This window comes from Bradyrhizobium sp. USDA 372, from assembly GCF_053629095.1.
Map to the genome: position 1 here is coordinate 6537471 of NZ_JBRJHR010000001.1, position 12277 is coordinate 6549747.

At 64.3% G+C, this 12277-nt stretch carries 10 protein-coding genes; 4 read left to right on the top strand and 6 right to left on the bottom strand.

The features are described from left to right. Nucleotides 1-10: 10 nt before the first annotated feature. Complete coding sequence (locus tag AB7M16_RS30620) at nucleotides 11-2197, bottom strand: molybdopterin cofactor-binding domain-containing protein (protein ID WP_453946201.1); 2187 nt, start codon at nucleotides 2195-2197, stop codon at nucleotides 11-13. Nucleotides 2198-2209: 12 nt separating this feature from the next. After that, nucleotides 2210-2659, bottom strand: coding sequence for a (2Fe-2S)-binding protein (locus AB7M16_RS30625; RefSeq protein WP_212254737.1), 450 nt, complete (start codon nucleotides 2657-2659; stop codon nucleotides 2210-2212). A 340-nt stretch (nucleotides 2660-2999) separates the two neighbouring features. Here AB7M16_RS30625 and AB7M16_RS30630 point away from each other — a divergent pair, with 340 nt between their 5' ends. Next, complete coding sequence (locus tag AB7M16_RS30630; protein WP_212254738.1) at nucleotides 3000-4604, top strand: B12-binding domain-containing radical SAM protein; 1605 nt, start codon at nucleotides 3000-3002, stop codon at nucleotides 4602-4604. A gap of 4 nt (nucleotides 4605-4608) precedes the next feature. Here AB7M16_RS30630 and AB7M16_RS30635 read toward each other — a convergent pair whose 3' ends face one another. From AB7M16_RS30635 to AB7M16_RS30645, 3 genes are all read right to left on the bottom strand, one after another. Further along, nucleotides 4609-5997 (bottom strand): MFS transporter, encoded by a 1389-nt coding sequence (locus AB7M16_RS30635; RefSeq protein ID WP_453946204.1) that lies wholly within the window; start codon nucleotides 5995-5997, stop codon nucleotides 4609-4611. Between the two features lie 316 nt (nucleotides 5998-6313). Continuing rightward, a complete protein-coding gene (locus AB7M16_RS30640) occupies nucleotides 6314-6589 on the bottom strand; it encodes a hypothetical protein (protein WP_172783893.1) in 276 nt (91 codons plus the stop codon). Nucleotides 6590-6601: 12 nt separating this feature from the next. Further along, nucleotides 6602-7015 carry a pyridoxamine 5'-phosphate oxidase family protein gene (locus AB7M16_RS30645; protein ID WP_453946206.1) on the bottom strand — a complete coding sequence of 138 codons (414 nt, stop codon included), beginning with the start codon at nucleotides 7013-7015 and terminating at the stop codon, nucleotides 6602-6604. 429 nt (nucleotides 7016-7444) lie between these two features. On the opposite strand from AB7M16_RS30645, the gene cax reads away from it, so the two are divergent. Both cax and AB7M16_RS30655 read left to right on the top strand, forming a co-directional pair. Beyond that, nucleotides 7445-8548: a calcium/proton exchanger gene (gene cax / locus AB7M16_RS30650; RefSeq protein ID WP_172783895.1), complete on the top strand. Its 1104-nt coding sequence runs from the start codon at nucleotides 7445-7447 to the stop codon at nucleotides 8546-8548. A gap of 423 nt (nucleotides 8549-8971) precedes the next feature. Then, complete coding sequence (locus AB7M16_RS30655; RefSeq protein ID WP_453946208.1) at nucleotides 8972-9973, top strand: ABC transporter substrate-binding protein; 1002 nt, start codon at nucleotides 8972-8974, stop codon at nucleotides 9971-9973. A gap of 88 nt (nucleotides 9974-10061) precedes the next feature. On the opposite strand, the gene AB7M16_RS30660 is transcribed toward AB7M16_RS30655, so the two are convergent. Next, nucleotides 10062-11105: a medium chain dehydrogenase/reductase family protein gene (locus AB7M16_RS30660; protein ID WP_172783897.1), complete on the bottom strand. Its 1044-nt coding sequence runs from the start codon at nucleotides 11103-11105 to the stop codon at nucleotides 10062-10064. 169 nt (nucleotides 11106-11274) lie between these two features. Here AB7M16_RS30660 and AB7M16_RS30665 point away from each other — a divergent pair, with 169 nt between their 5' ends. Then, a complete protein-coding gene (locus AB7M16_RS30665; RefSeq protein ID WP_212254743.1) occupies nucleotides 11275-11586 on the top strand; it encodes a hypothetical protein in 312 nt (103 codons plus the stop codon). The last annotated feature ends 691 nt before the right edge of the window (nucleotides 11587-12277 follow it).

Here is a 12277-nt window from a genome sequence, read left to right on the forward strand (position 1 = left end):
TGATCATGCTTTACGCGAAGGTGATGTTCTGGTCGCGCAGCGGCACCTGGCGGATGCGCTTGCCGGTCGCGGCAAAGTACGCATTCAGCACCGCCGGGGCCGCGACGCCGATGGTCGGCTCGCCGACGCCGCCCCAGAATCCGCCGCTCGGCACCATCACCGTCTCCACCTTCGGCATCTCGTTGATGCGCATCGAATTGTAGGTGTCGAAGTTGGTCTGCTCGATCTTGCCGTCCTTCACCGTGCAGCCGCCGTAGAACAGCGCGGAGAGGCCATAGACGAAGGAGCCGGCGACCTGTCGCTCCACCTGCGCCGGATTGACGACGTAGCCGGGGTCGGTGGAGGCGACGATGCGATGCACCTTGATCTTGCTGCCATCGGTCACCGAGATCTCGGCGGCGCCGGCGACATAGCTGCCGTAGCCCATCACCTGCGCGATGCCGCGATAGACGCCTTGCGGCGCCGGCGTGGTCCAGCCGATCTTCTCGGCAACCGCGTTGAGCACCGCAAGGTGCTTGGGGTGGTTGCCCATCAGCTTGCGGCGGAATTCGAGCGGGTCCTGGCCTGCGGCCTGGGCGAGCTCGTCCATGAAGCATTCCATGTAGATCGCGTTGTGATTGACGTTGACGCCGCGCCAGAAGCCGGGCGGGACGTGCGGGTTGCGCATCGCATGCTCGACCAGAAGGTTCGGCACCGAATAGCCGAACGCGGCTTCGCCGGATTGGGCGACGCCCTGGAATGCCGCGGGGTCCATCCCGTTCTGCAACGCTTCGGGGCGGAGCGAGAACAGGATCGATTGCCCGGACAGGCGGTAGTGTAGGGCGATCAAATTGTTGTTGGCATCGAACGCGCCGGTCATCTTGCACTGGGTGATGGGGTGATACCTGCCGTGCGCCATGTCCTCTTCGCGCGACCACAACAGCTTGATCGGCGTGCCCGGCATTTGCTTGGCGATCATGACGGCCTGGCGGACATAGTCGGTCTGGCCGCGCCGGCCGAAGCCGCCGCCTGGCATCACCTTGTGCACGTCACACTTTTCGGCCGGCAGGCCGGACGCTTCCAGCACCGCTGCAAACGCCGCCTCGCCGTTCTGCGTGCCGCACCAGACCTCGCATTTGTCCGCGGTGTAGAGCGCGGTGGCGTTCATCGGCTCCATGGTGGCGTGGTTCTGGTAGGGATAGGCGTAGACAGCCTCGACCTTCTTGGCGGCACCGGCAATCGCAGCCTTGGCGTCGCCGTTCTTGTTGCCGACATAGGCCGGCTGCGAATTGTCGAGCCCCTCCGCCAGCCATTTCGCGATCGACTCGCTGGAAACCTTTGCGTTGTCGCCTTCGTCCCAGACGATCGGCAGCGCCTCGAGCGCGGTCTTGGCGTGCCACCAGGTGTCGGCGACGACGGCGACCGCGGTGTCGCCGACCTTGACGACCTTCTTGACGCCTTTCATGCCGGCGATCTTGGCTTCGTCGAAGCTCTTCAGCTTGCCGCCGAACACGGGGCAATCCTTGATCGCGGCGTTCAGCATGCCCGGCAGCTTGACATCGATGCCGTAGACCATCGCGCCGGTGGTCTTGTCGGCGGTGTCGAGCCGATTGACGCCCTTGCCGATCAGCTTCCAGTCTTTCGGATCCTTCAGCTTGACGTCCGCCGGCGGCGTCAGTTTCGCCGCAGCCTCGGCGACCTTGCCGTAGGTCGTGGTCCGGCCCGACGGCGTATGGGTGATGACACTGTTCTCGGCCTTGCATTCGGAGGCGGGCGCTTTCCATGCGTCGGCGGCGGCCTGGATCAGCATCACGCGCGCGGTGGCGCCGCCCTTGCGGACATAGTCTTGCGAGGAGCGGATGCCGCGGCTGCCGCCGGTGGAGAAATCACCCCACACGCGCTTGCGGGCGACGCTCTGGCCCGGCGTCGGATATTCGGTGGTGACCTTGGTCCAGTCGCATTCGAGCTCCTCGGCCACCAGCTGGGCGAGGCCGGTCAGCGAGCCCTGGCCCATCTCCGAGCGGGCGATGCGAATCACCACGGTGTCGTCCGGCCTGACCACGACCCAGGCGCCGATCTCGGGCGAGCCGTCGGCCGCGCGGACCACGGCGGGGCCGCCGAAGGGGAGGTCGAGGCCGATGGCGAGGCCCGCACCGACCGCGGCCGTGCCAATGACGAAGGCGCGGCGATTGAGCCGCGGCGAGATATGCTTGTTCATGTGAGGATTTCCTTACGCGCTCGCGATCGTGTGGATCGCCTCGCGGACCTGCTGGAAGGTGCCGCAGCGGCAGATATTGGTGATGGCCTCGTCGATGTCGGCGTCGGTCGGCTTCGGCTTCTCGTTCAAGAGCGCGGCCACCGCCATGATCATGCCGCTCTGGCAATAGCCGCATTGCGGCACGTCCTGGGCGATCCAGGCCTCCTGCACCTTGTGCAGCGCATTGCCCGAGGCGAGCCCCTCGATAGTGGTGATCTTCTTGCCCTCGGCCTCGCTGACCGAGATCCCGCAGGAGCGCATCGCGACGCCGTCGAGGTGAACCGTGCAGGCGCCGCATTGTGCAATGCCGCAACCATACTTGGTGCCGGTCAGGCCGGCATTCTCGCGGATCGCCCAGAGCAGCGGCGTATCCGGCTCGACGTCGAGCGTGAAGGTTTTTCCGTTGATTGTTAGGTTTGCCATCGCAAGTCCCCTGATTGGCCCAATCCACCGATTGAACTCAGGGGCGCAATCTGTCCGGCAAACTGGAACGGTTCAAATCAACAGTCCGAGGGGTGGCGGGGACGCATGGCCGTGTCGCTCTGGAGTATGGACCGGGACGCCGTTTTGGCTCATCCCTTCGCAATCGATTCGGGTTGACGCCTTATTCCGAGGGCGTCAATCCGTGGCTTGAGGCGACGTCCGGCTGCGAAGGCCGGTTCCAGGGCCCTGCGCGGCTTGCGCAGCGGCGACAGTTTGTCTCTTTTGCCGGGGTGCAAGTCGCGGGCGCTTTGGTACACTGCGCCGACGCAAAAGGAGTTCCATGAACGTGCCGAGTCCCTGCAACGTACTGATGCTCTACCCGCTGTTCTCGGCAGAGTCCTTCTGGACCTTCGGCGAATCCTGCAAAGTGCTGGGTGTCAAGCGCCCGGCCGCCCCCCTGGGCCTGATCACCGTTGCCGCGATGCTGCCCGAGAGCTGGACGGTCCGGCTGATCGATTGCAACACGGCGCCCTTCGGCGAGGAGGATCTCGCCTGGGCCGACGTTGTGTTCACTGGCGGTATGTTACCCCAGCAGGCCGACACGTTGCGCCTGATCGAGCTCTGCCGCGCCGCGGGCAAGCCGGTCGTGGTCGGCGGACCAGATCCGACCTCGAGCCCCCACATCTACGAGCGGGCCGATTTCCGGGTGCTCGGCGAGGCCGAGAGCGTCATCGACGAATTCATCGCGGCCTGGGAGAGCGGCGCGCGGTCCGGCGTCTTCACTGCGCCGAAGTTCCAGGCCGACGTCACCAAGACGCCGGTGCCTCGCTTCGACCTGCTCAAGTTCGAGGACTATCTCTATCTCGGGGTGCAGTATTCGCGCGGCTGTCCCTTCACCTGCGAGTTCTGCGACATCATCGAGCTCTACGGGCGCGTGCCGCGGACCAAGACGATCGAGCAGATGTTCGTCGAGCTCGAGACGATCTACAAGATGGGCTATCGCGGCCATCTGGATTTCGTCGACGACAATTTCATCGGCAACAAGAAGTCGCTGCGGCAATTCCTGCCGAAGCTCGCCGAATGGCAGCGCACGCACGGCTATCCGTTCGAATTCTCCACGGAAGCCTCCGTCAACCTCGCCGACGATCCGGAGCTCCTGGAGCTGATGGGTGCGGCCAATTTCTTCGGCATCTTCGTCGGCATCGAAAGTCCGGACCCCGAGACGCTGGTCGCGATGCGCAAGAAGCAGAACACGCGGCGCAACATCGCCGAGAGCATCCACAAGATCTACGCCGCTGGCATGCTCGTCACCGCGGGCTTCATCGTCGGCTTCGACAACGAGAAGGTCTCGATGGCGGAGTCGATGATCGAGTTCATCGAGGAGGCGGCTATCCCCGTAGCCATGGTCGGCCTGCTCTATGCCTTGCCGAACACGCAGCTCACGCGCCGGCTGGAGCGCGAAGGCCGGCTGCATTCGGGCCACGACGTGGCGCCGACCATCGGTGCCGATCAGTGCACGGCCGGCATCAACTTCGATCCGGTCCGCCCGTTGCGCGACATCCTGACGGACTACAAGCGGGTGCTGGAGCACGTCTACAGCCCGGCCGCCTACGCAGCACGCGTCGATCGCCTGATGACGCTGCTCGACCGGTCCAGGCAGCGTTCCGAGCTTGCCGAAGGTGATATCCGCTCCAAGCTCGGCGCCATGGAGACCGTGCACAAGGTGGTCTCCGCCCTTCCCGAGGCGCGGGCGCCGCTCTGGCAGACCTTCATGAACTGCGCCAAGCGCGACACGTCGTCGGCGCGCATCGCCGTGCAGATGATCGCGGCCTATGCACATCTCGGACCGTACTCGCGCAAGGTCATCGCGGCCATCGACGAGCGCCTGGCCGCGCTGGACAACGAGACCGTCGCTCCGGTGGCCGTCGGCGTGACGGCGGCCTGACGGCTTACTTCACCGCGAGCCGCAGCAAGCTCATCACGCTGCCGAGCGCGGCAAAGCCCGCGCCGAGCGCCAGTGCCAGTGTCGCGCCGTCATGACCTGCGAGCGCGAAGCAGGCGGCGGCAAGCGCCGCGCCGGTCGTCTGCCCCGTCAGGCGCGCGGTCGCGACGATGCCGGAGGCGCTGCCGCTGCGGTGAGCCGGCGCGCTTGCCATCACCGCCTTCATGTTCGGCGCCTGGAAGAAGCCGAACCCCGTGCCGCAGATCACCATTCGCCAGATGATGTCAGGGATCGCGGGATTGGCCGGCAGTGCCGCCAGCAGCGCCATGCCGAGACCGAGCAGCACGAGACCGATGCCGCCGAGCAGGCCGACGGCATGGCGGTCGGAGAGACGGCCTGCGATCGGCGCCATGATGCCGACCACCAGCGGCCACGGCGTCATGAAGAAGCCGGTCTCGACCTGCGAGCGGCCGAGCACGTCCTCGAAATAGAACGGCAGCGAGACGAAGGCGAGCCCCTGGACTGCGAAGGAGCACACGGCCGTTGCCGCCGACAGGGCGAACATCGGCCTGGCGAACAGGTCGATCGGCAGCATCGGCGCGGGATGATCGGCATGGCGGCGGGTCAGGATCACGCCAAGCACGAGGGCGGTGACCAGCTCGATGCCGACAACGATTGGCGACAGATTGTGCGCGGCGCTGCCGATGCCGGTGATGAACAGGCCGAGGCAGGCGGTGGCCAGGATCGCGCCGAGCAAGTCGAAGCCGTGATCGGCGCGCGGGGTCTTCGGCAGCATCGCAAAGCCGATGCCAATGGCGATGAGGCCGAACGGGATGTTGACGGCGAACAGCCACGGCCACGGTCCGAGCGCCAGGATGGCGGAGGCGATCGAGGGCCCGAAGGTGAAGGCGGTCGCGACCACGAGCGCGTTGTGACCGAAACCCCGGCCGAGCATGCGGCCGGGATAGACGAAGCGCACCAGCGCCGTGTTGACGCTCATGATGCCGCTCGCCCCCAGGCCTTGCAGGGTGCGCGCCACCAGGAGGCTGTCGAGCGACCATGCCACCGCGCAGAACAGCGAGGCGATGGTGAACAGGATCAGGCCGCCGAGATAGATGCGCTGGTGCCCGATGATCTCGCCGAGCGCCCCCAGCGGCAGCAGCGTCGCCACCAGCGCGATCTGGTAGACGTTGACCACCCACACCGACTGCTCCGGCGTGACGTGCAGGTCGGCGGCGATGGAGGGCAGGGCGATGTTGGCGATCGCGGTGTCGAGCGAGGCCATCGCGAGCGCAGTGAAGATCGCCGCGACCGCCCAGCGCCGCTGCGTCGCCGGAAGGCCGTCGGCGGTGGGATGGTCGGGCTCGCGCGCGGCGGCAGGTAACGTGATCGTCATTTTCGTTGGCGCGCTGCTCCGGCGGCGTAGCCATGGTGGGATGTTCGGCATGTACTACGGAGGCGCCGGCTTCCACAGGCGCAAGCTTGCATGCTGAGTATGCGCGAAGGTCAGGCGATGCGGCTCGCGCTGCGTGCGCAGGGCGAGGCCACAACAAAAAAGTCGAAAAACAACCCCATGCACAGTAGGAGGCCCTTTGATCGACAAGGCATTTTCCCGCCGTGTCGCAAACGGCGGTCGCAGCCGCGATCAAGTTGACCCGTCGGGCAAAACACTGGCAGGATGCTATCGTGACGGAGCGCCTGGACAGAAGCCTTCACGGCAAAAGCGTCACGAGCACATAGAGCACCACGGCAGCGCCGAGGCAGCGTCGCCAAGGGTTCACGCCGCGGAGGATCTCATCGGCGCCCCACATGATGAGTCCGCCTTTCACGACGACCGTCAAGCCGATGCTGGCCTTGCCGGCAGACGGCCATAGCCAAAGCAGAACGGCCGCAACGATCACGATCCATAGAACGAGATTGGGCCACTGGGCGATGGTGATGGCGCCTGTTTCGCGGCTCCGGAAGAACCACTCAAGAATCCGCCTCACGATCCTTTCCGATCAGAGCTCGACCTCACCCTCTTCACGACCTTTCCAATAGGTCACGCGGTTGGCCTTGACCTTGATCAGGACGATGCCCGGCGTATCGACCCCGTCGTCGAACCATCTGTCGAGATCGCTCGTCCAGTGCTGCTGGAAGGCCGCCTTGTCCCAGATCAGTTCGGCAGTCCCTTCGACGGCCACGTAGGTCCCCTTCGAGAAAAGGCCCGCTTCCGACGAAAATCCGAGCGCCACTTTCGGATTGCGCTGGATATCCGAGTAGGTGAAGTAGTACGAGGTGCCGTCATAGGCGACGTCGCCATTGTTGCTCATGGGACGGTTGGCGATCTCGCCGTTCTCGGTGTGGGTCGACAAAATGGCAATGTCGATGCCGGCCATGTCCTTGGCGATCTCGGCGAGCGATGTCTTGGGCATGAATTTTTCTCCAGTGAGCTGGAGCAACTGCGGAATCAGGCCCGTGTTCCCAGAAGGATGGAATGGGGTACGTGCCTACATATCAGCTGGTGAATCGCAAGCCGGTCTCACGAACATGTGTCGGCGATACCGCTATTGACCATCTTCGGGCTCATGGTGGGCATTCTGCAAATCGCGCGAGCGGTGCCCGACCGCGCCAGGGCACGGCAAATCCTGGAGGACGGCGTCCAATCCGCGCTGCAGTTGGCGCGAGCCCTGCCATCCTGATGCCCGATGACCTGGGGACGGATCCTCGTCGTGCCTCGGGCCTGAGCATCGCCTCTGGCCATGCGGTGGCGCCTCTAATCCCTTCTCGTTGAGCCAGATCAAGACTCGCGCGGCGAACGCGCCGGACTCTCCTATCAGCGCATCGATGGAAGGGCGGCCCACATGCAGACCCTGCTCAGGGAAATCCGGAATACCCCTTTGCTCTGGATGCTGGCCTTCGTGCCCATCGTGCTGGTGGCCGAGGCGGTGGCGCCGCATTCTCACACGCTGCTGTTCGTGCTGTCGGTGCTGGCCATCGTGCCGCTGGCGGCGCTGCTCAGCCACGCCACCGAGGCGGTCGCCGCGAAGACAGGCGATGCCGTGGGCGGATTGCTCAATGCAACCCTCGGCAATTTGACCGAGCTGATCATCGCCATCGCGGCGCTGCGCGCAGGCCAGTACATGCTGGTGAAGGCCTCGATCGCGGGTGCGATCGTCACCAACGCGGTGTTCATGCTGGGCGCCTGCCTGCTGCTCGGCGGCCTGCGCTATCACGTGCAGGAGTATAACCGCGCCGGCGCGCGGCTTTCGTCCGGCCTGTTGCTGATGGCGACCGTTGCCCTGCTTGCGCCGTCGGCGGTTGCCGAACTCGACCACCTGCCGCAGGGCGGGGGCATCCTCAACAAGCTCAGCCTCGGCATTTCGATCCTGCTCATCCTCGCTTACGGGCTCGGCCTGTTGTTCTCGCTTCGAACCCACAAGGAATTGTTCGCCAGCGCCGATCACGGCGAGGACGACAAGGAGGCGCACTGGCCGATCGGAACAGCCGTCGGCACGCTGCTGGTTGTCACCGTGCTGGTGGCGCTGGTCAGCGAGATCTTCGTGGAATCGGTGCAGAAGGCGGCGGAAACCTTCGGAATGAGCCCAGCCTTCGTCGGCTTCATCGTCGTCTCGCTGGTCGGCGCCGCCGCCGAATTTGCGGTGGCCTTCGCCGCGGCGCGCAAGAACCGGCTGGACATGGCCGTCAGCATCGCGCTCGGCAGCGCTTCCCAGATCGCGCTGTTCGTCGCACCCGCTTTGGTGCTGCTCAGCTATGTGGTGGGGCCGAAGCCGATGGACCTGCAGTTCTGGCCGGGGGCCGTCACCATGGTGATGATCGCGACGGTGACGTCGGCCTTCATCACGGCCAGCGGGCGCTCGGCCTGGTTCGTCGGCGCCCTGATGATCTTCATCTATGCGGTGTTCGCGCTGACGCTGTACGTGGTCCCGCCGGCGGGCCAGGGATGAAGGGGGCTTTCGCGTCACCGGTTGAATTGGTTGGCTGGAGAATGGCGGCTCTCGGCGAGCCATTCTCCGAAGAAGCGAAAGCGCTTCTCAATCCTCGCGCGATCGCGCCGCCGCCGACGGCGCCGGCCAAGCCATAATCGAGGCCGCGATAGCCATAGCCGCGATAGCCCCACTGCGCGGCCATCCGGCCTATTCCGGTGTGGCGCTGCCGTGACGGGCTTGATCTGGATCAAGCATTTGAGGCGTGGCGAGGCACGCGATTGCCGAACCGAAGAAGCGGCGCTTCGCCTCTGAAGCCGACTTGCCCCCTGTCAGGCGGACGTGTTGGGCACCGGGCCCGAAGCGGGCTTTCCCCGGCCCGATTGCACTTCCATGGCGGCGCCCTTTGTCTGTACGATGTTTCGTGCTTTGGCTGAGGGCCCCATGAAACGGCGCCAGTTCATCACTGTCATCGGGGGTGTGGCTGCCACGTGGCCGTTCGCAGCTCATGCTCAGCAATTGACCAGGCTTCGCCAGATTGGCGTCCTTTCGCTCGGCCGTGGCGACAAATCCGACGCAAGTCTGAAGACGCTCGATGCGTTTGTCCCGGCCTTGCGTGAGCTCGGCTATTCCGAAGGAAAGGATGTCGCATTTCACCGCAGATTCGCCGACGGCGATGCCGACAAGCTCAGCGAGCTCGCACAGGAATTCGTGGCGCAACGGGTCGACGCAATCGTTGCTTTGGCTACCCCGGCTGTCCGCGCCGCCAGGAAAGCGACTTCCACCGTTCCCATTGTCGGCATCGGCATGGCCGATCCCGTCGAGGACGAACTCGCTTCCAGCCTGGCGCGGCCGGGCGGCAATGTTACCGGGACGACATTTCTTGGCCCGGAGCTGTTGTCCAAACGGCTTCAATTGCTCAAGGTGATCGTTCCAGGTCTTTCGCGCGTCGTCGTGCTGTGGCACCCCCGGGCATACGGTGAGCGCACGATGAAGGGGATGCTGAACGAAATCGAGAGTGCCGCTCAATCTCTCGGAGCCAAGCTTCAGCTTGTGTCGGCGGACGGTCCTGCCGATCTCGAAGGCGCGTTCGCGGACTTGGCCAAGGCGCGCGCCGATGGCCTCGTCCTGTTTCCCAGCCCGATGCTGTACAGCCAGTACGCGCGGATTGTGCCATTTGCCGAGAAGAACCGCCTGCCGGCGATCTACGCCGCCAGAGAGGCAGTGGATCTGGGGGGCCTGGTTTCCTACGGCGTCAACCTGCCTGACTTGTCGCGTGCCACCGCCAGCTACCTGGCCAGAATTCTCAAAGGCGCAAAGCCGGCCGAATTGCCGATACAGCAGCCGACCAAGTTCGAGCTGGTCATAAATCTTGCAACGGCCAGGACGCTTGGCTTGTCGATTGGTCGAGACTTTCTCTTGGTCGCCGACGAGGTGATCGAATGAGCAGCCCACCAGCCTTCCTGCACCGAAGCGGGTTCGCGTGCGAGCGCGGCTTCGATGTCGCGCCGGTGGGGTGCACCGTGCCGTCGTGTCAGACGGCGCGCTGGCTTCGTCGCGAGGAGAGATCCGGGCAAAGCACGAGCTTGCCTTCGAGACCGCCAGCCTCGAGGCGACGGTGAGCATCGGCGACCTCCTCGAAGGAGATCCGCTCGGCGATGCGCGGCCGAATGGCACCACTTGCCAGCAGCCCGAACAGTTGCTCCAGGTCCTCCTTGAACCAGCTGGGATGTCGCGCCCGCATGGCATTGACCGAGTAGAAGCGGGCTCGCTTGCCACCGGGCAACAATCTCCACAGGTACAGTCGCGCGATCTCCATCATGACAGGGAGCATCCGACGCTGTGCCTGCACACTCGCCGAAAAGCCGATGGCACAGAGCAGTCCACCGGGCTTGAGCGCCGCGTATGAGCGGCGATAGCCGTCTTCGCCAACGCCGTCGACGATGACATCGAATCCACCCGGCAGAATCCGCGTGAAGTCCTCATGCTGGTAGTCGATCGGCGCTGCCCCTAGGTTTCGGACGAGCGCCATGTGCTCGCCGCGTACGGTGCCCCACAACTCGAGACCGGCCAGTCTCCCAAGGACGAGCAGAGCCTGGCCGACCGCGCCGGCGGCCCCATGAACGAGCACACGTTGGCCTCGCCGCACCTTGGCCGCGCGGTGTAGAAGCTGGTACGCGGTGGTCCAGCTCAAGATCAGAGCGGCCGCTTCAGCGGCGTCCACGCCCAAGGGCACGCGGGTCAGGTCGTTGGCCCGAAGCGTGCGATACTCGGCGTTTGATCCGACCACCGTCATGTCGGCCACGCGGTCGCCGATCTGAAAGTCGCGCACGCTTTCGCCGAGCTGATCGATTGCTCCCACGACGTCGTAGCCCATCACGAACGGCGGCCGGAGGCGCATCGTTTGCGGGTATAGGTGGCGCCTGATCAGCACCTCGGTGTAGTTGAGGCTCGATGCGAGCACGCGAACGCGCACCTCGCCCCGGCCAGCGTTCGGCAGGGGACCGTCGACAACCTCCAGCGTCTCGGGATCACCGAAGCTGCCGACCTGAACAACTCGATTGCGCTGCTCCATCATGGCAATCTCCATGCAATGCCGCAATTCAGCGCAAGGGAGGCAGACTGCAGTCGAGCTTGAACAGTGGATTGATCCAGATCAAGCTTGAGCGTGCACCGCTTGGAATTCTCCTCGGGCCAAATGACCAAACTAGGTTGTCTGGCGCCATCATTCATCATTGGAGGGGAATATGCCTGCAGTCATTATGCAGTTCGTTTCGCATCCAAGACCCGGTAGCGATCTTGCGACGGTCCTACAGCTGGCAAAAGAGGGCGCGACACTCTGGAGGAAACACGGGGCCGATGTCAGCTATTGGTCGGTGATCGGTGGCGAGATCGGGAACTACGCCTTCGTGGCCCGCTTTGATAGCGTCGAAGCCTATGGTCGCACCTTGGCGTCACTGGGCGCCGATCCGGCTTTCGTTGAATTTCAAGCCAAGCGGCTGAAGGCGGGGCAATCGGATTGGGTGCGCTCCAACGTTGCCGTCCAGGTTGATCTTTGAAGGAGCGCCTTCCCTCGCGCCTACGAGACCGCCTTCGGGCGGTCTCTTGCTGCACGACCGATGTCACCTGCTGGCCCGGCACCGAAGTCGGACCCCTTGTTGAAGTTCGGTCAGCGCGTTGGATAGGTAGAGTCGTTGCGAAGCCGATCAGGCTTGGCGGCGAACGTTGTCGATGGGTTCGCTTCGCTCTCGCCGGCCTGATCGCCGCCGCCCGCGGGCTTGGCTGTCGAGGCGCCCCTACTGCCAAGATCGGCGTCGCCTCGCCGAGGTAGCTGTGACCTTTGAACGTCTGCGGATTCGTCTTTCCTGAGCTTTTTCCAGGCGGATACGAAGGTTCTGAAGCTCTGCCAGTTGAGAGCTGAGAGACGAAACACGTTGACGCAGAATCGCAATACGGTCGCACTGACCATGAGTACTCATGACGCGCCCCAAACTGTGACCTTTAAGAAAATGACCGACTTGGGCGACAAAACAGACAAAACAGAATGGCTCAAACCTATAGTCTTAATGACTATAACACAGGTTCATTCACAAGGTGTGAATTGGGTCGACAACGCGCGGGAGGAGACGTGGCCGACGCGGTCGGACAAGCCAAAGGTCAAACCGCCGTTGGAGCGGTGATTTCGGGGGACCGTCCCAAGTCGATTCCGAACTCGTTTGCGGTAAACCGCTGCTAGAGCACAAGCCCAAG